Raw genomic sequence first — 21,526 nt, forward strand, 5'->3', positions numbered from 1 at the left:
GCGCTGAACGCAGGTGAACACCCTTGAACGACGCCCACCATCCCACCACCACAGTTGGAAAACGTGTTGGCCGCGCTCGAACCTCATCGCGGTCGTGTCTCAGCAGACTGAGCCGCGTGCATCTATTGGGTCGCCATCGGCGGCATGGCGGGGGCAGGATGCCGGCGTGGTCACTCCGTTCTTGAATATCCGTGGGAAGGCCGAGGGCGGCCCGTACCGCTGTCCCTGCTGCGGCTTCCTAACGCTCGACGAGCGTGGCAACTTCGAGATCTGTCCCGTGTGCTTCTGGGAGGACGACGGGCAGGACGACCACGATGCCGACCGGGTTCGGGGCGGCCCGAACGGGCGGCTGAGCCTCGCAGAGGCACGTCTGAACTTCCATGCCATGGGAGCCTGTGATGAGCGGTGTACCCAGTTCGTACGCCCCCCTCTGCCCAGCGAACACCCCACGGCCTGACATCACCGGCTGACATCAACGTCGCCAGACGACGACGCATCTCAGCGTCCCAGGCTGGATTCCGATTCTCCCTGCGAGCACGAACCTAAGCCGCCCGCGCTTCCCGCTGATCGAACTCCTAAAGCGGGTGTCGCAGGTTCGAATCCTGCCGGGGGCACAACGCATTACCGCCCTGACCTGGGGTTTCCCCCTCAGTGAGGCGCTCAGCTCGGCCTCGGCCTCCTCGTCCGGGGCCGTTTTGCGTGAGCGTCGCGCCGCGAGCCCGAACCCGGCCACAAGCCTTGCCACGGCTCTGACCGGCACTCGCCGGGCCGAACGTTGCCGCGCTCTGCGGCGTGGGCCACCGGGTCAGTGGTGCCGCCGGCCCGTTCCGATCCCCCGGTGACGAGTCCACCGTGCTGGTTCCTCCCTTGTCGTGGGCTCCCTCGTCGGATGCCGGCCGACGGGAGCGGGCGTGAGCGGGATCAGCGTGCCGGACGGACGGCAGACAGTACGCTGAATCCAGCGGGATCGGGCCCGTAGCACAGTGTCCGGGAGGTGCTTCATGACGGCCGAGATGGTGGCCCCGGCGTGGATGCATGAGCAGATCACGGCGGAGGAGTACGAGTCCTGGTCCGAGGAACAGTGCGCCGGTATCGAGATCGTGGACGGGATGGTCGTCGTGAGTCCGAGTGCGTCCAAGCGCCACAACCGGCTGGCCCGGATTCTGGCGAACGCCCTGGACGCTGCCTCGGGCCCGGAGTGGAACGCCGACACGGGCTTCGACGTCCGGCTTCAGGACGTCCCGCTCACCAATCGGCGCCCGGACGTCGTCGTGTACCGAGCAGACACGATCGACATCACCCCCACCCGCCCTGAGCACGTGCTGCTGGTCGCGGAGGTGGTGTCGCCAGGCTCGGAGACCACCGACCGGATCGTGAAGGTCGACCAGTACGCCAAGGCGGGCATCGGCTTCTACTGGCGGATCGAGCAGGCCGCGACAGGCGTTCCTCTCGTATACACCTACGTTCTCGACCCCGCGACGAAGACCTACCGGGACGGAGACGTGTTCACCGGCGTCCTCAAGGTAGTGGCCCCGTTCCCGGCGCAGATCGACCTCGGGCAGGTCTGAGCAGGCGCTGCTCAGCAACCGGAAGCGGCGCGTGAGCGATGCGTGAGCGGACGGCCCGGCACAGGGCGGCATGAGCCGGATCAAGTGGCTCGCTGTGCCGTTCCGACCAGGGGAAACAGCACCGCGCGGCAGCGGCGAGCACCCCCCGGCAAGGATTCGATCCCGCTCCTGACGCGGGTGTCGCAGGTTCGAATCCTGCCTGGGGCACAGCGTCTGACCAGCCCGTTCGTCCTTCCGGGATGGGCGCCCTGTTCGTCGTAGCCATGGCATTAACCATGAATAGGTTCCAGGACCATGGCGACCAAGACATCCAAGCGACGTCAGAGGGGCAGCATCCGGCCCGCTGAGGGCAAGTCGCCTGAAGTCCGAGCCCGGCCGCTGACCGACTGTCCCGACCGGCCGTTCGCTACGCATTTCGACGAATGCGCCGTGCCGTTCGGGTGACTACCGTTCGCGCCGCCCATTTCCGGCGCCCATCGGAGTCCATACCTGACCCCATGGACAGGAAACTGCCGAGACGAACGGTACGTGTTGCAGTGCGAGGAGAGAACTTCGGATCCTTTCGGCGTCGCGTCGTTGCCGGATGCTGTGCCCTGCTGCTCCTGGCCCTGACGCCGGGCGTGGCAGCCCAGGCGGCCTCGTCGCCCGACGACGGCGGTTCCGACCGGCTGGACCCGCGGATCACGGAGATCATGCGGAAGCCGGACTACCCCAACGCCCAGTGGGGTCTGCTCCAGCGCGACCCCGACAGCGGGAGGGTGATCCACAGCCGGTTCGCCGAGCAGCTCTTCATCCCTGGGTCGGTGGCCAAGCTGTTCGGCGTGTCCGGGGCGTGGGACACCCTCGGCGGCGACCACCGCTTCCGGACCCCGGTCTACGCGATCGGCGAGCGCCGCGGGAGCACCCTGAAGGGCAATCTCGACCTGGTCGCCCAGGGCGACCTCACCATGGGCGGCAGAACCCGCCCCGACGGCACGGTCGCCTATACCGACCTCGACCACACATACGCCAACAGCTTCCCCGGCGCCACGCTCACCCCGGAGAACCCGCTCGCCGGGATCAACCAGATCGCCCAGCAAGTACGGCGTTCCGGCATCACCCGCGTCGACGGCAACGTGATCGTCGACAACCGGCTCTTCCAGCCCGAGCCGATCTTCGTCCCGGTCCCGACCCCGCTGATCATCAACGACAATCTCATCGATTTGCTGACCACCCCCGGCGCCAGGCCCGGCGCGCCCGCGCGACTGGACTGGCGGCCCAAGGTCGCCCCGTACCACGTCACGTCGACGGTGCGGACCGTGGCGGCGGGCCAGCCGACCGACATCGAGGTGACGACCTCCGAGAATGGCACCCGGATCCAGCTGTCCGGCACCATCGCGGCCGACTCCGAACCGGCGCTGAAGGTTTCCGACATCGCCGATCCGGCGGCCTTCGGACGCACCGCGCTGATCGAGGCGCTCGGACGGGCCGGGGTGAAGGTCACCGCCAACCCGACGGGAGCCAACCCGGTCGACCGGCTGCCCGACGGGTACGACGGCCGGCCGCGCGTGGCCCAGTACACCTCCCCGCCCTACACCCAGTACGCCAAGCTCATCTTCAAGGTCAGCCACAACCTGGGCGCCAACCTCGCCATCTGCCTGATGGCCGTCGCGAAGGGCAGCCAGGACTGCATGGACGGCTTCCCCGTGCTGGCCGACTTCCTGGACCGCGCGGGTGTCGACCGCAAGCAGATCCAGCTCCTGGACGGCCGGGGCGGCAACCCCGTCGACCGGACCACGCCGAACGCGGTGGTGCAGATGCTGACGTACTGGCATCGCACCCCCGAGGCAGAGGTCTTCCGGAACGCGCTGCCCATCCTCGGCGTCGACGGCCTGCTGGCCGACAACTGCACCGACTGCCCCGCGCGCGGAAAGGTGTTCGCCAAGACCGGCGCCGCCGTCGGTCTTGATGCGCTCAGCAACCGCCTGGCCGTCGGCGCCATCACGATCGCCGGCTACCTGGACAAGGGCAACGGCCGCTTCGACGTCTTCTTCGCCGGCGTCAACGGCGCCTCCACCCCGACGACCGACGTCAACGGCGTACTGAGCATCGCCAACGACCTCGCCACGATCTCCGCTTACCTGCAGGAGGCGGCGGCGCGGCGAGAAGACTGAGAGCACTGCATCGCGGCCGATCGAGGGGATCCGCACACCGCGTGGTACGACCGGCTGTGACACCCGCAAGACGGTGTCACAGCCGGTCGGCTTGCCGACCTCGGTAGCCGCAGGCGCCTCCGGCGCCCTCCCCCTTGCACGTACCGGTACCACCTCCGTATCCCCACCTGCAGATGGATGCGTGGCTCAACCAAGACGACGACTTCACGCCGGGCCGAGTGCTGTTCCGCTCTGAACAGACGTTCCAAGTCTGGGCCTACTCGCTCAGTCACAGCCAGCTCCTGCTGCGCAGCGCACTCGATGGCCCGAGGATCGATGTGCTCTTCAAGCCCGTCGTGGCGATACAGACAGGGTTGGTCTACGACGGTCTCGTCATCCGATGCGCAACCCCCGAGGAGCGCTCCCGCGTCGTGGCGGATGCCGGAGGGTCCGCCCGGAGCAACCGCGTCCACATCCTTGAGAATTCGGACGGCGGCACGGACTACGTGATCTCCGCCGCCGTCGGCTGGGCCACCGACAACGAAGACTCTGGCGCCCCGAGCAGCCTCGCCTTTTTCTTCGGAGCGACCGATCCGGCGCGCATCTTGCCTACGGACCCGTCGTGAGTCATCCCACCAACAAGACTTGGATGGAGAGAGAGTCGCACTGAATCCGCACACCAGGAAACGGCGGCCAGGCAGGTGCACCACTGCGTTTTTGCCACCGTCCGTGAACAGCTCGGCCACGACACGCATCCGTGCCGCCATCCAACCTGACATCGCCAGGTGACATCAACGACAGCGGACAGCCCCGGCGTTGAACGATCGTGAGCGGTCATGCCCCACATGGTCAGGTGCTCTCCAAGGCCCCTCCGCTCGAACTCCTGAAGCGGGTGTCGCAGGTTCGAATCCTGCCGGGGGCACAGAGAGAAGGGTCAGCTCAGGAGAGGTTTCCTCCCGGGCTGACCCTCTGCCGTGTTCGGGGTCGTGCCACACGCGTGCCACCACAGCTGCGTGGAGCCCTCCCTGTCAGACTCTCGTGAGGCATGAGGACAATCGAGCCCCCCCGACGCTCACCCGAGCCGGCGGTCGAGGTTGTAGGCGGCGCTGATCAGCGCCAGGTGCGTGAAAGCTTGGGGGAAGTTGCCGAGTTGCTCGCCCGTTGGACCGATCTCCTCCGAGTACAGCCCCACGTGGTTCGCGTAGGTGAGCATCTTCTCGAAGGCCAGCCGCGCCTCGTCGAGCCGGCCGGCCCGGGCGAGCGCCTCCACCCACCAGAAGGAGCACATCGAGAAGGTCGCCTCATTGCCGGCGAGCCCGTCGGGCGACGCCTCCGCGTTGTAGCGGTAGACGAGGCTGTCGGAGACCAGCTCCGTGGTGATGGCGTCGAGTGTGGAGATCCAGCGCGGGTCGGTGGGCGCGACGAACTTGCACAGGGGCATGAGCAGCAGAGAGGCGTCGAGCACGTCGGTGTCGAATTGCTGGACGAACGCCCGGCGGTCGGGGTTCCAGCCGCGCTCCATGATCTGGTGGTAGATGCTGTCCCGGACCGCCGTCCAGCGAGGGAGGTCGGCGGGCAGGCCCCGCTGGCGGGCGATCCGGACCGCGCGCTCGACCGCCACCCAGCTCATCAGCCGGGAGAACGTGAAGTCACGGCGGCCGCCGCGGGTCTCCCAGATCCCCTCGTCGGGCTGGTCCCAGTGGTCCATCAGCCACTCGAGGTTGCGGGTGAGCTCCATCCAGCCGTCGTGGTACAGGGGCCGCCCGTACTTGTTGCAGAGGTAGACGGAGTCCATCAGCTCGCCGTAGATGTCGAGCTGCAGCTGCGTCGCCGCACCGTTGCCGATCCGCACCGGCGCCGAGCCCATGTAGCCCTCCAGGTGGGAGAGCTGCTCCTCGGGCAGGTCCCCGCGCCCGTCGATGCCGTACACGATCTGCAGGGGGCCCGACTCGCCGTAGTCGGCCGCGTGGCGGAAGCGCCGCTCCAGCCACTCCATGAACGCGCCGGCTTCCTCGGTGAACCCGAGTCTGAGCAGCGCGTAGAGCGAGAAGGCGGCGTCGCGCATCCACGTGTAACGGTAGTCCCAGTTGCGTGCGCCGCCGAGCTCCTCCGGCAGGCTGGTGGTGGGGGCGGCCACGATCGCGCCGGTGGGGGCGTACGTGAGCAGCTTGAGCGTGAGCGCCGAGCGGTGCACCGCTTCGCGCCAGCGCCCGCTGTAGCGCGAGCCGCGCAGCCAGTGCCGCCAGAACGCCACGGTGGCGTCGAACTCGGCGGCGATGGCGGCATCGGAGGACGACGCCTGCGTCTCGCCGGGCCGCACGCGGTCGAGCACGAAGGTGGCCGTCTCCCCGGCTCGGACGGTGACGCCCGCGCGCACGTCTTGGCCGCCCACGATCTCGAGCGGGCACCGCGTCGAGAGGCTGAGCTCAAGCTCGGGAGAGCGGAAGAGCGCGCCGTGCGGGGTGAGTTCGACCTCGTGGCGGGCGCGCGCGTAGTCGAAGCGTGGGGCGACATCGACGACGAAGCGCATTCGCCCGCGCACGGCGAGCACCCGGCGGATCATACGGTGGCGGTGCGCCGCCTCGCCGGTACGCGGCGGGGGCATGAAGTCATGCACCTCTCCCACGCCGTCCGGCATCAGGAAGCGCGTGATGAGGATGTTGGTGTCGGGGAGGTAGAGCTGTTTGGAACTCCAGCCGTCGCAGTCGGGCGCGATACGGAACAGGCCCCCGCGGTCGGCGTCGAGGATCGCCCCGAAGACGCTCGGCGAGTCGAAGTGGGGGCAGCAGTACCAGTCGATCGTCCCGTCGGTGCCGACGAGAGCGACGGTGTGCATGTCGCCGATCAGGCCGTGCTCGGCGATGGGCAGGTAGCGCGCCCGCGCTACCTGCCGGGCTTCGCCGGACGAGACCCCCTCCACTCGGCCGGCAGGGCCGTCGCGCACCATCGGCGAGCGTCCTCCTCAGCCTCGACCTCGGCCTACGGCACGAGCACGAGCTTTCCCTTCGCCGCCGAGCGCTCGAGCATCTCGTGCGCTCGACGAGCCTCGGACAGCGGCAGGCGCTCGGCCACGGCCGGGTGGATCTTGTGCTCACGGAGCAGTTCGAGCAGCGCGCGGAAGTCCTCCCGGAACCGGTCCGGGTCGCGGGGACCTCCACCCACGGGAAGCGCCGGGTGACCACCGGCCACCGGAAGCACTTGGCGGTGATGTCCGTGCAGTTTCTGGATCCGGTAGGCGAGCGCCTGCCGGTGGGGCGAGAGCATGCTCCAGAGCCAGACGGTCCCGGTCGCCGCGTACCACTCCGCCCACGCTCTCCAGTTCTTGTGCCCGTGTTCGAGCGTGGCGTAGTGGCCGAACACGACAAGCCTTCCGCCGGGCCGCAGCGCGCGGAAGGAGCGCAGCGACAGCACGCCGCCGAGCCCGTCGAGCACGACGTCCACGCCTTTCCCGGGGAGCTCGCGCACCCGCGCCAGGAAATCCTCGTTGCGGTAGTCGATCGCCACCGCGCCGAGCCGTTCGACCGCGGCGCGGTCGCGGGCCGATGCGGTTCCGTAGAGGTGAAGCCCAGCGGCCGCTCCGAGCTCGAGGACCGCGGTGCCCACCCTGCCGGCCGCACCGTGCACGAGCACCGTCTCGCCGCGCTTCACCCTCGCCACGCGGTGCAGTAGCTGGTAGGCGGTCATGTAGGTGAAGACGAGGTTCAGAACCTCCGCCGGGTCGAGTTCCTCGGGCACCTCGACCGCTTCCGCCTCCGGCACGCAAACGCGCTCCGCGTCGGCACCCCACACCGTCAGCGCACCGATGCGGTCCCCCACGCGCAGTCTCGAGCAGCCCGGACCGAGCTCCTCGACGACGCCGACGAGCTCGTAGCCGGGCGTGAACGGCGGCTTCGGTACGCCGAGATACGTGCCGGCGCGCAGCTGGGCATCGGTGAACGACACGCCTGCGGCCAGCACCCTGACGCACACCTCACCCGGCCCCGGCCGCGGGTCGTCCTCTTCCACGACCCTCAGGACCTCAGGGCCACCGAAATGATCAACAATAACCCGTTTCATCCCTTCAGCCTAGGCAGGCCGCACTGTCCTCGCATCTGATCGATCTTGTGGCTCAATACCATGCGACCCGGGCTGAGCCGGGCCCCCGGCAGCACAGGGGACAGAGGGCGGCAGAGCGGAACGGATCCAGCACACATGAGGCCGGGAAACCCGCGAACAAGCGAGAACCACAGAGGGGTGATTCCCCAGGCCGGACACCACCAGGCCGCCATCTCCGCAGGTCAAAGCCCCGCCCGGGGAAAACTCCTAAAACGGGTGATCGCCATGGTGCGCACCCGCCCGGCATCCCGCACTTCAGCCACGTGCTCCATGTGCACGAGGTGGCCACCGATCCACATTGCTCGCGTAGTAACATGTACTACATGGAGACCACGGCCCGCGAGTTCAACCAGAAGTCGTCCCAGATCCTCGCCGCAGCAGCCCGCGGCGAGACCGTCACGGTCACCAAGAACGGCACCCCCGTCGCACGGGTCGTCCCGATAAACGACACCGAGGTGCCCCCGTACCCGACCGATGCCATGGGCGACCTCGATCTCCCCGACCTCGGCCTGCCCGACCTCACCGACGACGAGATCGAGGACACCCTCAAGGGGATGGGCGCGTGAGCCTGGTCACCGTCGCCGACACCAACGGCCTGTACCGGCTGCTCGACCCGAAACTCACCGGCCACCAGGAACACAAGAAGGCCCTGGCAGCAACCAGCCACCTCATCGTCTCCCCCATGGTCCTGGCCGAACTGGACTACCTGATCTCAACCCGTGCCGGAACCCAGAAGGCCCTGATCGCGGCGCGCTTCATCGAACGTAACGTCGCGACCCGACGCTTCGAGGTGCCCTCCGTCAGCACTCACCTGAGCGCGGCAGCCGCGGTCGCCGAAGGCTACGCGGACGCTGACGGCGGCAAAGGCATCGGCCTCACCGACGCCATGAACGTCGCTCTCGCCGCCGCCTACCGCACCGACGCCGTGCTCACCACCGACCACCACTTCCGCATGGTCCGGCCCCTGACCGGCCACCCGGCATTCCGGCTCCTACCCGAAGATCTCTAGTCACGGCGGCCCTTGGAAGACTCCGTCGCTCAAGGCCTGAGCGACTCCGTCCAAGAAGTGGGGCAGCGAGGTGAACACGGGATTCTCGCCGAAGGACGGCCCGTCCTCCTTGCCAATGCGTTCCCAAGCGGCGCTGACGGTCATGGAAAGCATCCTTGCTTGTAGATGCTCGGGGCCCGGTAGTGGGCGGCGTCCGGTTGGACGCGGTTGTCCATGCTGTTGACGTTCTACGAGAACGTCCAGGTGTCCCCGTTCTGCGGTTCGCCGGTGAGCGGGTGTCCGTCCCGTAGCGCGACCGGGTGGGGCGCACCTCGTTCACTAGCCCGGCGCAGCGTTGTGAACGCTCCGTACAGTCCTTCGACGACGGCACGGCTGCCGACCCGGGACGTTCCGCGGGCCGGCACTGGTTCCTCGGTACAGGGCGGCATGAGCCGGATCCAGTGGCTCGCCATCGTCCGGGATGCGGCCGGCCCGGCGCAGCGGTTCGGGCCCGCTGAGGAGTTCCGCCATGGCGTCGGCGCCCTGGTCTCCGCCCCACTCAACGGTGACGGCGAGGCGTTCGTCGAGGGAGGTGCCCGCGGAGGGAACCGAGGGCGCTGTCGAGTCGCGCTCACGCGGGGCGCCGTGGAGAGGGTCTTCGTCACCTTCGACGGCCCGGAGTAGCGGGGGCGGACGCCGGCAAGAGTCCGTAAAGGCTTCTCCAAGCCGCCAACCTTTCAGGCCCACCGCGCCACTTGGGGGTGTCACTCCCCCCTCGTGGAAGGCCCACCCGTGGTGTCCCATCAGTCCCACCGGCGCTCCCGTACGGCCCGCCGCACGGCGCTCGCGGTCGGCGCCGTCCTCGCGCTCGGCGGTCTTGCCTGCGTCCCCCTGCTCGCCCAGGCGAATCCGAGCGCCTCCGCCCGCACGCTGAAGGTCGCCGCGGACGGCAGCGCCGCCTACCGGACCATCCAGGCGGCGATCGACGCCGCCTCGCCCAAGGACACGATCTCCGTCGCCAGGGGGACGTACCACGAGGTCGTCACCGTGCCCGCCGCCAAGAGCGGGCTCACCATCGAGGGCGCCACCGGCAACGCGGCGGACGTCGTCATCACGTACGGCAACTCGGCCGGGACGCAGAAGCCCGGCGGCGGCCAACTGGGCACCGCGGGCAGCGCCACGGCGACCTTCGCCGCCAAGGACCTCACGGTCAGGAACGTCACCGTCGTCAACTCCTACGACAAGGCGGCGCACCCCGGGGCCAGCGGCGGCCAGGCCGTCGCCGTGAACGCCGAGGGCGACCGGCAGGTCTACGAGAACGACGCCTTCCTCGGCCACCAGGACACCCTGCTCGCCTGGGAGCCCAGCACCACCAGCCCGACCCGGCAGTACTTCCACGACGACCGCATCACCGGCGACACCGACTTCATCTTCGGCGACGCCGACGCGGTCTTCGACCACGACACGATCGTCGCCCGGGACAACGGCGCCGCAGCGGGCGGCCTGAACGGCTTCATCACCGCGGCCAACACCGACTCCGCGCAGAAGTACGGCTTCCTCATCGCCAACAGCACGGTCAGCAGCACCGCCAAGGCGAACACCTACTACCTGGGCCGCCCCTGGCACCCCACCGCCACCGCCGTCGCCCAGGTCCTGTTCCGCAACACGGTGCTGCCCGCCGCCGTGAAGAGCGCGACCCCGTGGACGGACATGAGCGGCTTCTCCTGGAAGTCGGCCCGGTTCGATTCATACGCCGACACCGGGGCGGGCGCGGCGGTCAACGCCGGTACGCCGCAGCTCACCGCCGCGCAGGCGGCCGACTACACCGTCAAGAAGTACCTTGCGGGCAAGGACGGCTGGAACCCCGCGGCCGCCACCGCCACCACGGCCACCACCGACACGGCTGCCTCCGGGCTCGCCACCGGTGACAGCCGGAACGTGACCGAGCCGCGCCGGCCGTCCGTCACCTGCCGTACGGTCACCGCCCAACTCGCCGTCTCCGGGCGCACCTTCGACGCCGCGACGGAGAAGAGCCCGCCGGACACCGCCCGCCTGCAGGCCGCGCTGGACGCCTGTACCGGAAGCGGATCGGCCCCCGTGGCCGTGGAGTTGAAGGCGTCCGGCAGCCACAACGCCTTCCTCGCCGGGCCGTTGACCGTGCACCAGGGCGAGGTGCTGCTCGTCGACAGCGGGGTCACTCTCTACGGCTCGCGCAATCCCGCTTCCTACCAGGCGCAGGGCAAACCGGCCTGCGGCACGCTGTCCGCGGCCGAGGGCGGCTGCGTACCGTTGATCTCCGTCTCCGGCGCCCATGCGGGCATCGAGGGCGTCCGGTCGGCCGGCGGCAGCCAGGGGCGGATCGACGGCCGGGGCGACCAGGACATCCTGGGCACCTCCACCACCTGGTGGGCGCTGGCCCGGCAGGCCCAGACGGAGGGCAAGAACCAGCAGGACCCGCGACTGATCCAGGTCAAGAACTCGGACGACTTCGCGCTGCACGACATCGACCTGCTCAACTCGGCCAACTTCCACGTCACTTACCAGGGCGGCACCGGCTTCACCGCCTGGGGCGTGCGCATCAAGACCCCGGCCGACGCGCGCAACACCGACGGCATCGACCCCGGCGGCGCGAGTGACGTCACCATCAAGGACTCCTGGATCCAGGACGGCGACGACGGCATCGCCGTCAAGGGCGGCAGCGCCGTCCGCAACGTCACCATCGCCGGCAACCACTTCTACGGCACCCACGGCATCTCGATCGGCAGCGAGACGGCCGGCGGGGTGAGCAACGTGCTGGTGGAGAACAACACCGTGGCCGGCACCGACAGTTCCGGCATCGTCAGCGGCAGCAGCAACGGCATCCGCATCAAGAGCTCCACCAAGAGCGGGGGCACGGTGTCCGACGTCAGCTACCTCGACACCTGCGTCACCGGCGTCCGTTACCCGCTCGTCTTCGACACCCACTACGCGAACGGCAGCGGCTCCCACATCCCGTTCTTCACCGGCATCACGGTGACGGGCCTGCGCGCGGTGAACTCGCCGTCCAACGCCCACTCGGTGTTCAACGGCTACAGCGCCGACCACCCGCTCGGGCTGACCCTGAGCGACGTCAGCCTGGACCGGAACGCGAGTACCGCCTCGTACGCGAAGGTCGGCGTCCACAACAGCACGATCACCCCGTCCGGGACGGGCGTCACCGTGACCCAGGTTTCCGGCGGCGGCTCCGTCCCGTCGTGCAGCTTCCCGGCCTACCCGGCGCTGTAGCCCCTCGGGCTCGTTTCGCGGATTTGTGTTTTCCGGGTGCGGCGCGGGCCGTCTCCCATGCAACCGACGCACAGGAGACGGCCCGCGCAGGGCGGAGAAGAGAGCAGGGAGCGAGGAATGCGAACTGGGGAGCGGGACGAGCTCGTCGACCGGACACTGGTGGAGGCGGCACGGGACGGGGACCGGCGGGCCCTCGACGAACTGCTGGCCGGCTGTCTGCCGCTGGTCTACAACATCGTCGGACGCGCCCTGGACGGGCATCAGGACGTGGACGACGCCGTACAGGAGACGTTGATCCGCGCGGTGGACCACCTGGGCGATCTCCGTGATCCGTCCGCGTTCCGCTCGTGGCTCGTGGCGATCGCGATGCGGCAGGTGCGCGACCGGTGGCGGGCCCGTCAGGCGCAGCCGGTGGCGTACGGCGAGACGTTCGAGGCTTCGCTGGACGCGGCCGACCCGGGCGCCGACTTCGTCGATCTGACCATCCTGCGCCTCGAACTGTCCGATCAGCGGCGCGAGACCGCGCTGGCCACGCGGTGGCTGGACGCGGACGACCGTGAGTTGCTCGCGCTGTGGTGGCTGGAGGCGGCGGGAGAGCTGAGCCGGGCCGAGCTGGTCGGCGCCCTTGGACTGCCGGCCGGGCATGTCTCCGTGCAAGTGCAGCGGCTGAAGCAGCAGTTGGAGACGGCGCGTGTCGTGGTGCGTGCGCTGGCCGCCGTACAGTACTGCGCCGTTCTCGGTGAGCTCGCGAGCGGATGGGGCGGGCACCCGTCGCCGCTATGGCGCAAGCGTTTCGCCCGTCACACGCGCGACTGCGTCCCCTGCGCCGCGCACTGGCAGGGGCTGGTCCCCTCCGAACGGCTGCTGACCGGGCTGGCCCTGGTGCCGGTGCCCGTGCCGCTCGCGGCCAAGTGGGCGGCGGCGTCGATGCCTTCGCCGGCCGGCCGCGTTCGCCACCGTGGCGGACGGCATGGTGCGGGGCACGGGCGCTTCGCGGGTTCCGCGTCGGCCAAGGCCGTCGCCGTGGGCGCGGTGCTGGCCGTCGCCGCCGGCGCGGGAGTCGTCTACGCGGCCCACGGCACCGCACCCCGGAAAGTGGCCGCGGCTCCCGCCTCCCACCCGGCGGCCACGCACGTGCTGAGCTCTCCGGCCTCCCCGTCGCCCAGCGCGCGCAAGGCCCCCGCCAAGCCCCGGCGACGGGCGGCTCCGGTACACGGACCCGGGCTGACGATCTCGAAGCTCGCCCTGCCCGCGGCCTTCTCCTACCTCACCTCCGGCTACAACGAAGTCCCGGAGTGGACCCGGGTCGACACCGAGGCGGCACCGGACGGGACGCTGCGGGTGGCCTGGCCGGCCGGCGACGGAGTCCATGTCACCGCGCTCTCGGGCTCGTTGCGGCGCAGCGGCCCCGACACGGTCGTGTCCGGTGCCCGTGAGGTCGGCGGTCTTGTGGCGCACGACGGCGGGTTCGCGCTGCTCACCAGGGTCCCGGACAGCAACAAGTGGGGCGACACGGCGGCCGCCCTGGTCCGCTACCGGGGCGGCGCCCTCGCCTTCCGCACCAAGCTGACCGGAGCCGCGAGCAACGACACCTCACCGGTGCTGGACAGCCAGTTGAAGTGGAACGGGAGCAAGTACGGCGCGTACTTCGTCGTGCACGGCGCGGGCGGCTTCGCCGACGGCCACTACGGCGACAAACTCTCGTACGTCGGCCCGTCCGGCGCCACCCTGTCCGGCGGCTGGACCTGGGGATGCAGTCACAACGAGGGCATCGCCCTGCACCAGGAGGCCTCCGGGCCCTTCACCTCCCTCTGCTTCGACGACTGGCGCTCGGGCCTGTTCGTGTCGACCGGGATCGGCGCACCGGACGAGGCGCCGGTGGTGCAGCGGGAGCAGTGCTGGGCCGGTTACTGCGGCGGCGCGTTCCCCGGGAACGCCGGCGGGCTGGTGAAGTCCTCCGCGGGCCGGTACGCGACGGCGTTCGCCTCGCGCGGTGCCGCCTCCGCCGTCAAGAACAGCGCGGACGCCAGCGGGCGGGGCTGGTCGGTGACCGCGCGGACCCCCACCCACCAGGTGGCGGTCGCCTTCCTGAAGAACGGCTCGACCCCGGCCGGCAAGCCCGTACCGCTGACCGACGAGCCGGGCACGGACCACGTGAACGTCCGTATCGCCCCGTTCGGCAAGAACCGACTGCTGGTCTCCTGGGAGAGCATCAGCGGCGCGTCCTGCAAGGACGGCACCTGCACCGGACGGTTCTCCGGCACCCACCTGCGGGTGATCGACTGGTCCGGCCACACGGTCGCTCCGGACAAGGTCGTGGGCGCCCGGATCGCCGGCGACATCGCCGCCCTGCCGGACGGCAGCCTCGTATGGGCCTTCGCCCAGGCCACCCCCGACTACAGCCGGCCGATGGGCGGGGCCTCACCGGCCACGACCACGTTGTCCGTCGCCCGACTGCGCCCCTGACCACCATCGAGAGGCTGACCACATCCCGTGGACACCCATCACCGGGCTCGCCGCAGTTCCCGCCGCGTCCTGGCCGTCGGCGGCGGGGCGGCCGCAGTCCTGCTGTGCGCGGTGGCCGGCTTCGCCAACGCCTCCAGCAACGCGACGGCGGCCAAGAGCGCAAAGAGCAGGACCGCGGCGGCCAAGACCGCGAAGGCCAAGCCCGCCTACAACTTCGGCTCCGGCTACTCGGCGATCAACGGAACCCACACCTCGGTCTCGGCGAACTGGATCCAGCCGACGGCCACTTGCCGCGGCGGCGAGCAGCAGACCGGATTCTGGGTCGGCCTCAGCGGAAAAGGCACCATCGCCCAGACCGGCACCGCCGCCAACTGCGACGGCACCACGCCGGACTACTACTCGTGGTGGGAGATGTATCCGGCGGCGGGCGTCCCGATGAGCGTGCCGACCAAGCCGGGTGACCACATGCGTGCTTCGGTCACCTACCACGGGAACAACAAGTTCACCCTCACCATCCGGGACATCACCCGGGGCTGGACGAGGACCGAGAACAAGACCCAGGTCTCCACGGGAGGCACCCCGGCCTCCGCGAACGTCATCGTCGAGGCCAACTCCGACACCGGCGGCCCCTCCGGCCACGTCACCGACTTCGGCTCCGTCACGTTCTCCGGCGCCACCGTCAACGGCAAGCCCCTGGGCTCGTGGCCGCTCTGGACGGGCAACCTCGCCGACATGAGCGGCGTCCAGGAAGACACGATCTCCGCCCTCTCCAACGGCGGCCGCAGGTTCACCGCCACCTGGCTCAGCACCGGCTGAGGGATCCGCTCATCCGGAGGAGTCGCAGGGAAGCCCGGGTCAAGCCGTCCATAGAAGGGTCGACCGTCTCCTCCAGCACTCTGCGCGCGGCTTCTGTCCGACGCTGACGGTTCCGGCGCCGGCGGCCAGGTCTGGGGGACTGTCGCCGACCGTGCCCGGCCGTATAATTGAAGAGTTCTTCAATTTGTCAGTTGCCGTGGAGGCTAGATGATCCCAAGCCTGGAGGTCGGAGTGAGCGAAGTCGCCGAGGCACTGCTGACGCGGGTACATGCGGCGCGGGCCGGTCTGGCGGCGGCCGTGGCCGCCGACGACGCGTACGCGATCGCGGTGGCCCAGGACGAGCTGGATGACGCGGTGCGGCTGGCGCGGAGACACGGATTGGACGTCGAGGCGGCAGGGTCGGACGAAGGGTGATCGGGATGCCGGTTCCGTTGTACGAGGCGAAGGCCGAGTTCTTCCGGATGCTCGGCCACCCGGTGCGGATACGAGTGCTGGAGCTGCTGCAGGACGGGCCGAAGCCGGTGCGCGACCTGCTCGCCGAGATCGAGGTCGAGCCGTCGAACCTGTCCCAGCAGCTCGCCGTGCTGCGCCGCTCGGGCATCGTGACCGCCACGCGCACCGGGACGACGGTGGTGTACGAGCTGGCCGGCGGCGACGTGGCCGAACTGCTCGCCGCCGCGCGGCGGATCCTGGCCACCCTGCTGACCGGCCGGCAGGACCTGCTGGACGAGCTGCGCGCCTCGGGGCCGGCGCGTTGAGCGGCAGCGGCGGGTTCCCGATGCCCTGGCGGCACGGCAGGCCGGTCGCGGCGGTCGAGCATGCGCTGCCCGCGGTGCGGCGCCATGTTGCCTCGTTCCGGCCGGGGCCCGAGGCGGTGCGGCGTGCCCGGGAAGCGGTGGCCGAGCACCTTCCCGCTGCCGGGGTGGCGCCGGCCTCCGCGTTCGCGGACGCGGTGCTGCTGGTGACCAGCGAGCTGGTGGTGAACGTGCTGCGGCACGCTCCTCGGTCGCCGGTGTTGGACGTGGGGATCACGGTCGGGGCTCGGCAGTTGGTCATCAGCGTCGCGGACGCCGAGCCGACGCTGCCGGATCTCAGCGAGGCGGGCATGGGCGCGGGGCTGCGGATGATCGCTGAGCTGGCTGCCGACTACGACGGCGACGTGAGCGCGGAGCCCGCCGTCGACCATGACGGCAAGGTCGTCCTCGTGCGGTTCAGCATGCCGTCGTAGGGCGTGGACTTCAGAGGGAACAGGGAGAGGACACGGTGGGCGACGAAGCGGGCGACCAGCCCGACGACAAGCAGCGCGGGCAGAAGACCAGGGACCGGGAGTGGCACATCGAGCGCGGTGTCGCGATCCGGGCGGGCTTCTACATCTTCGGCACGCATCTCTTCGCGGGGTTCGTGTGGCTGCTCTTCTACCTGGGTGAGCACGCACACAAGTGACCCGGCACGATCCCCGGGGCATCCGCACGCCCTGAGGGCGGTCTCCGAGGCGTTCAGAGGTCGTTGCCCGCGTACGACAGGTTGAAGCTCTTGTTGGTCAGCGGGAAGTCCGGGACGATCGTGTCCGCCAGCGCGACCGGCAGGGCCGGCCAGTTGAAGAAGGACGGGTCGACCGGCTTGACGCGGGCCAGGGTGCCGTCGGGGGCGAGTTCGACGCGGGTGGCGATGGTGCCGCGCCAGCCCTCGACCAGACCCACCCCGCTGCTCGGGCCCGCGCCGGGCGGCGGCTGGGGCGCCAGTACCGCTCCGGGGGCGTCCAGGCCTTCACCGAACTGCTCGATCAGGGCGAGGGAGACGTCGATCTCCTCGGCGCGGACGAGGAAGCGGGCCAGGACGTCGCCGGTGTCGTGGACGGATACGGCGAGCCGGTCGCCGTATCCGGTGAAGGGGTGGGTGATGCGGGCGTCGGCGGCGATGCCGCTGGCGCGGGCGACGTAGCCGAGGCAGCCGATCTCCTGGGCGGCCGCGGTGTGCAGGATCGCGGTGCCGGTGAAGCGGTCGCGGATCGTGGGGTGGCCGAGGGCGAGGCCGGCGATCTCCCGGATGTCCTCGCCGATCGCCTTCAGCCGGGCCGGTTCCGGCAGGGCGCGCAGAGCGGCGCCGCCGGGGACGACGCCTCCGCGGAGCAGCCGGTGGCCGGTGATCTCCTGGTTGAGGCGCAGGAGTTGTTCGCGGACGCGCTGGGCGTGGGTGTTGAGGATGCCGTGGCCGACGTCGTTGCAGAGCATGCCGAGGTCGGCGACGTGGTTGTGGACGCGCTCCAGTTCGAGGAGGAGGGCGCGGGCACGCCGGGCCTGTTCCGGAACCTCCGTGCCGGTGGCCTCCTCGACGGCCAGGCAGTATGCGAGGGCGTGACCCACGGCCGTGTCACCGCTGATGCGTTCGGCGAGCGGCAGGCCGGCGGCGACCGAACGTCCCTCGAAGAGCTTCTCGATTCCCTTGTGGACGAACCAGAGGCGGGCCTTGAGCTTGAGGATGGTCTCGCCGACGACGGAGAAGCGGAAGTGGCCGGGTTCGATCAGTCCGGCGTGCACCGGGCCGACCGGGATCTCGTAGACGCCGTCGCCTTCCACCTCCAGGAAGGGGTACGGGCCCTCCTGCTCGCCGAAGGCCGGGGGTGGTCCGGCGTCGGGGCGCATCGGGTACCAGCCGCGCGGCCAGTGGAAGTGGCGCACCAGGCGGCGCGGGAGGGGGTGGCCCTGGGGGACGATGCCGAACAGGTCGCGCATCTCCCGCTCGAACCGGCCCGCCGCGAAGGAGAGATGGGCCAGCGTCGGCACTTCCGGACGGTCGGGGTCGAGGCGGATGTGGAGCTCCACCCGTGTATCGGGCGGGCCTGAGGTGAACAGGTACACCACGCGTGGCCCGGCCTCATCGAGGTGTGCGGCGACCAGGGCGAGCCGGTGTCCCCGGGTGAGCAGGTTCTCGGCGTGCTGGGGCAGGGTGACGGCACTGCTCTGATAGGTCTTGCGCATCGTGTCACTGGCCTCCGATCGCATGGGCGGCGGCGTGCAGCAGGTCGGTGAGCGGACCGAGGGTGACGCCCAGGGCGGCGCAGGCGGCCAGGCCCAGGACCAGCGGCCCGAGTCCGGACGGACTCTCCTCGCCCGGGGATCCGGGCCCGAGCAGCATCCGGGCCGTGCGGGCGGCCAGCGCGGCGAAGGCCACCAGGACGAGCAGCAGGGCCGCCGCCGTGGCCCAGGCAAGGGCGGCACCGGCCGCGAACCCGGCGCGGGCGATGCCCAGTTCGGAGGCGAAGAGACTGAAGGGCGGAAACGCCGCCAGCGCCACCACCGCGAGCCCGAACGCCCCGGCCGTCGCGGGGGCACCGGCCAGCAGCCCCCGTACCCGTCCGATCCGCGCCGTGCCGGTGAGCTGCAGGATCCGGCCGGAGGCGCAGAAGGCGACCGACTTGGCGAGCCCGTGGCCGGCGATGTGCAGCAGGGCGGCGGACAGGGCGAGCGGGCTGCCGATCGCCGCGGCCAGCGCGATCAGGCTCATGTGCTCCATGGACGAGTAGGCCAGCATCCGTTTGTAGTCGCGCTGGGCGAGCAGCAGACCGGCGGCGAGCGCGAGGGTGAGCAGGGCGACGGCGGCCAGCAGGAGCTGGGTGAAGCCGGGGCCGAGGGCGGCGTCGGCGATGACCCGGTAGCGCAGGATCGCGGTGAAGGCGACCGACAGCAGGACGCCGGACATCAGCGCGGAGACCGGCGCGGGGGCCTGGCTGTGAGCGTCGGGGAGCCAGGCGTGCAGGGGGATCAGGCCGGCCTTGGCGCCGAAGCCGAGGACGATCAGGGTGATGCCGAGCCGGGTGACGGCCGGGTCCAGGCGGTCGGCACGGGCGACGAGGGTGGGCCAGTCCAGCGCCCACGCCTCGGCGATGCCCGCCTGCCGGGCCGCGTAGTAGATCAGGACGGTGCCGAGGAAGGCGAGGGCGATGCCGGCCGAGCAGATCACCACATACTTCCAGGCGGCCTCCACCGAGGTCCGGGTGCGGCGATGGCCGACGAGGAAGGCGGTGACGATGGTGGTGGCCTCGATGGCCACCCACAACACGCCGAGGTTGGCGGTGACCACGGCCAGGCACATCGCGGCCAGGAACGCCTGAACGAGGAAGTGGTAGCGCCACACGGTCTGCTCGCTCGCCCGCCCGGCGGTCCGCTCACCCGCCAGATACGCGGGCGCCGAGCCGCAGGCGATGAGTGCGACGGCGCCGACCACGAGCAGCAGCCAGGCGGTCAGCGCGTCCGCGCGCAGGAGGCCGGAGTACGCGGTCCGGGGGCCGTCGTGCACGACGGCCGCCGCGAGGAGGCTGCCGCAGGCGAGGATCACCGCGGGCGAGACGAGCGCGGCCCAGCCGGACGGGGACCGCTGCGCCGGCCGGTCCGGCTCGGGTTCCTCCGCCACCAACACGGTGCCCTGGGCGGAAGTCCGCGCTTCGGCCATGACGGACGCCGCGGGGGTCGAGCGGGTGCGCAGCCCCGCCAGGGCGTACGCTCCGGCGACCACCATGGGCACGGTGGCCGGCGCGGTCAGCAGAACCGTGGCGTTCATCAGTCGTGCAGCTCCCGCAGGTCGTCGATGTCGGTGGTGCCGAACGCCTCCCGCATCCGGGTGGTGAGGATCTGCAGCACCAGGACCGCCAGCAACACGTCGAAGGAGACGCCGAGTTCGACGATCAGCGGCACCCCGGAGGTGGCCAGGAACGCCGTGGCGGTGATGCCGTTGTCCAGCAGCAGGAAGCCGACCACCTGGGCGAGCGCCCGCCGACGGGTCACCAGGACGAAGAAGCCGATCAGGACGACCGCGAGGCCGACGGGCAGGGCGCGGGTGGCGGAGGTCGGGTTCAGCTGGGTCAGCGGGCGGGCCACCGCGTAGGCCAGCAGGGTCAGCAGGGCCGCGGTCAGCAGGGATGCGGCGACGTTGACCAGCGGCCGCGTCTCGCGTACCTCCTCGCTGTGTGCGCGGTCGGCGGCGAGCGCGGCCAGGGCACGGCGCATCAGATACGGCAGCACGCCCGCCCGCAGCAGCCCGATACCGATCCCGACGCCGACCAGGTCCCACCGCCGCTCGTGCGCGCCGAGCAGCACGGCGATGGCCGCGAGTGCGAGGCCCTGCAGGGCGAACACCCGCACGATCGCCGCCAGTTCGCGCCGCCACAGTACGATCACGGCCGCCAGCAGGAAGGCGCCGCAGGCCAGGTCGAGGAGCTGGGTGTACAGGCCGCCGCTCATGAGGTGCCGTTCAGGAAGTAGGAGGCGGTCACCGCGAGCAGCGCCAACAGGAAAGATCCGGCGAGGAGCTCGGGCACCCGGAACAGCCGGACCTTGGCCCAGAACACCTCGGCCGCCGCCAGCACCGCGCCCAGCAGGACGAGTTTCGCCGCGAACAGCACCAGCGCCACGACGAGCGCGGCCCAGGAGGCGGTGGTGGCGATGCCCCAGGGCACGAACAGGGAGGACAGCAGGCCGAGCAGCAGGGTGAGCCGCATCTGGGCGCCGAGTTCGACGAGCGCCAGGTCCGGGCCGGCGTATTCGAGCACCATCGCCTCGTGAATCATGGTCAGTTCGAGGTGGGTGGAGGGGTTGTCCACCGGAATCCGCCCGGTCTCCGCGAGCACGGCGACGGCGAGCGCGGTGGTCGCCAGCAGACCGGCCGGCGAGGCCAGGCGCGCCGGCTCGTGGACCGCGCCGTCGACGATGGCCGGGATGTTGGTCGTCCCGGCCGGAATCGACAGGGCGAAGACCGACAGCAGGAGGGTCGGTTCCACCAGCGCGGCCACCGTCATCTCCCGGGAGGCGCCCATCCCGCCGAACGCGGTGCCGGTGTCCAGCCCGGCCAGGGCCAGCGCCAGGGTGCCGAGCGCGATCAGGGCCACCACCACGATGAGGTCGGCGTGCCCGCTGACCGCGGTGTCGGTGGACAGCAACGGCACCAGGGCGGCGGCGACCGCGGTGGTGGCGACCAGCAGGGCCGGGGCGGCACGGAAGGCGGGCCCGGTGCCCACCGGGGTGATCGGTTCCTTGCGCAGCAGCTTGCGCAGGTCCCGCCAGGGCTGGAGCACCCCGGCCCCGGCCCGGCCCTCCAGCCGCGCCCGTACCTGGCGCATCCACCCGGTCAGCAGCGGCGCCCCGGCACCGACCACGAGGATCTGGCCGGCCACGGCCGCATATCCGACAGCACTCATCTGTTCG

20 protein-coding genes are annotated in these 21,526 nt (G+C 70.6%); 14 read left to right on the plus strand and 6 right to left on the minus strand.

Annotation, left to right across the window (positions count from 1 at the left end; genetic code table 11):
• Positions 1-166 precede the first annotated feature (166 nt).
• The 4 genes from ACWC09_RS35765 to ACWC09_RS35780 all read left to right on the plus strand — a co-directional run bounded on the left by ACWC09_RS35765 (position 167) and on the right by ACWC09_RS35780 (position 4,326).
• Positions 167-457, plus strand: coding sequence for a CPCC family cysteine-rich protein (locus tag ACWC09_RS35765; protein ID WP_450855147.1), 291 nt, complete (start codon positions 167-169; stop codon positions 455-457).
• Positions 458-1,001: 544 nt separating this feature from the next.
• Positions 1,002-1,568 (plus strand): Uma2 family endonuclease, encoded by a 567-nt coding sequence (locus tag ACWC09_RS35770; RefSeq protein ID WP_450855149.1) that lies wholly within the window; start codon positions 1,002-1,004, stop codon positions 1,566-1,568.
• A gap of 620 nt (positions 1,569-2,188) precedes the next feature.
• The gene (gene dacB / locus ACWC09_RS35775) at positions 2,189-3,721 is read left to right on the plus strand and encodes a D-alanyl-D-alanine carboxypeptidase/D-alanyl-D-alanine endopeptidase (protein WP_450855150.1); all 1,533 of its coding nucleotides are present in this window, start codon (positions 2,189-2,191) and stop codon (positions 3,719-3,721) included.
• 173 nt (positions 3,722-3,894) lie between these two features.
• Positions 3,895-4,326, plus strand: a complete 432-nt coding sequence (locus tag ACWC09_RS35780) for a hypothetical protein (RefSeq protein WP_450855152.1) — start codon at positions 3,895-3,897, stop codon at positions 4,324-4,326.
• A gap of 446 nt (positions 4,327-4,772) precedes the next feature.
• Here the strand turns inward: ACWC09_RS35780 and ACWC09_RS35785 are convergent, their stop codons facing one another.
• Together ACWC09_RS35785 and ACWC09_RS35790 are read right to left on the minus strand one after the other, a co-directional pair.
• Entirely contained in the window at positions 4,773-6,647 is a 1,875-nt protein-coding gene (locus tag ACWC09_RS35785; protein WP_450855153.1) for a glycoside hydrolase family 15 protein, read from the minus strand.
• A gap of 32 nt (positions 6,648-6,679) precedes the next feature.
• The gene (locus ACWC09_RS35790; RefSeq protein WP_450855155.1) at positions 6,680-7,705 is read right to left on the minus strand and encodes a zinc-binding dehydrogenase; all 1,026 of its coding nucleotides are present in this window, start codon (positions 7,703-7,705) and stop codon (positions 6,680-6,682) included.
• A 413-nt stretch (positions 7,706-8,118) separates the two neighbouring features.
• On the opposite strand from ACWC09_RS35790, the gene ACWC09_RS35795 reads away from it, so the two are divergent.
• The 10 genes from ACWC09_RS35795 to ACWC09_RS35840 all read left to right on the plus strand — a co-directional run bounded on the left by ACWC09_RS35795 (position 8,119) and on the right by ACWC09_RS35840 (position 16,772).
• Entirely contained in the window at positions 8,119-8,361 is a 243-nt protein-coding gene (locus ACWC09_RS35795; protein WP_073757835.1) for a type II toxin-antitoxin system Phd/YefM family antitoxin, read from the plus strand.
• Positions 8,358-8,804, plus strand: coding sequence for a PIN domain-containing protein (locus ACWC09_RS35800; protein WP_450855157.1), 447 nt, complete (start codon positions 8,358-8,360; stop codon positions 8,802-8,804). Before ACWC09_RS35795 ends, ACWC09_RS35800 begins: the two co-directional genes overlap by 4 nt.
• A gap of 426 nt (positions 8,805-9,230) precedes the next feature.
• A complete protein-coding gene (locus ACWC09_RS35805) occupies positions 9,231-9,467 on the plus strand; it encodes a hypothetical protein (protein ID WP_450855159.1) in 237 nt (78 codons plus the stop codon).
• A 108-nt stretch (positions 9,468-9,575) separates the two neighbouring features.
• A complete protein-coding gene (locus ACWC09_RS35810; RefSeq protein WP_450855160.1) occupies positions 9,576-12,047 on the plus strand; it encodes a pectinesterase family protein in 2,472 nt (823 codons plus the stop codon).
• Between the two features lie 117 nt (positions 12,048-12,164).
• Entirely contained in the window at positions 12,165-14,513 is a 2,349-nt protein-coding gene (locus tag ACWC09_RS35815) for an RNA polymerase sigma factor (protein WP_450855162.1), read from the plus strand.
• A gap of 27 nt (positions 14,514-14,540) precedes the next feature.
• Positions 14,541-15,329: a G1 family glutamic endopeptidase gene (locus tag ACWC09_RS35820; protein WP_450855163.1), complete on the plus strand. Its 789-nt coding sequence runs from the start codon at positions 14,541-14,543 to the stop codon at positions 15,327-15,329.
• A gap of 207 nt (positions 15,330-15,536) precedes the next feature.
• Complete coding sequence (locus ACWC09_RS35825; protein ID WP_450855164.1) at positions 15,537-15,743, plus strand: hypothetical protein; 207 nt, start codon at positions 15,537-15,539, stop codon at positions 15,741-15,743.
• Between the two features lie 5 nt (positions 15,744-15,748).
• Complete coding sequence (locus tag ACWC09_RS35830) at positions 15,749-16,087, plus strand: ArsR/SmtB family transcription factor (RefSeq protein ID WP_450855165.1); 339 nt, start codon at positions 15,749-15,751, stop codon at positions 16,085-16,087.
• Positions 16,084-16,557 (plus strand): ATP-binding protein, encoded by a 474-nt coding sequence (locus tag ACWC09_RS35835; RefSeq protein ID WP_450855167.1) that lies wholly within the window; start codon positions 16,084-16,086, stop codon positions 16,555-16,557. The genes ACWC09_RS35830 and ACWC09_RS35835 overlap by 4 nt, the downstream gene beginning before the upstream one ends.
• Before the next feature lie 35 nt (positions 16,558-16,592).
• Positions 16,593-16,772: a DUF6126 family protein gene (locus ACWC09_RS35840; protein WP_450855168.1), complete on the plus strand. Its 180-nt coding sequence runs from the start codon at positions 16,593-16,595 to the stop codon at positions 16,770-16,772.
• Positions 16,773-16,825: 53 nt separating this feature from the next.
• Here the strand turns inward: ACWC09_RS35840 and ACWC09_RS35845 are convergent, their stop codons facing one another.
• The 4 genes from ACWC09_RS35845 to ACWC09_RS35860 are packed head-to-tail and all read right to left on the minus strand — an operon-like array spanning position 16,826 to position 21,519.
• Positions 16,826-18,307 carry a hydrogenase large subunit gene (locus ACWC09_RS35845; RefSeq protein WP_450855170.1) on the minus strand — a complete coding sequence of 494 codons (1,482 nt, stop codon included), beginning with the start codon at positions 18,305-18,307 and terminating at the stop codon, positions 16,826-16,828.
• Positions 18,308-18,311: 4 nt separating this feature from the next.
• Complete coding sequence (locus ACWC09_RS35850; RefSeq protein ID WP_450855171.1) at positions 18,312-19,886, minus strand: proton-conducting transporter transmembrane domain-containing protein; 1,575 nt, start codon at positions 19,884-19,886, stop codon at positions 18,312-18,314.
• On the minus strand, positions 19,886-20,566 hold the full coding sequence (locus ACWC09_RS35855; RefSeq protein ID WP_450855173.1) for a hypothetical protein: 681 nt from the start codon (positions 20,564-20,566) through the stop codon (positions 19,886-19,888). The genes ACWC09_RS35850 and ACWC09_RS35855 overlap by 1 nt, the downstream gene beginning before the upstream one ends.
• On the minus strand, positions 20,563-21,519 hold the full coding sequence (locus tag ACWC09_RS35860; RefSeq protein WP_450855175.1) for a respiratory chain complex I subunit 1 family protein: 957 nt from the start codon (positions 21,517-21,519) through the stop codon (positions 20,563-20,565). The genes ACWC09_RS35855 and ACWC09_RS35860 overlap by 4 nt, the downstream gene beginning before the upstream one ends.
• Between the last annotated feature and the right edge of the window lie 7 nt (positions 21,520-21,526).

Source organism: Streptomyces sp. NPDC001617 (assembly GCF_053596855.1).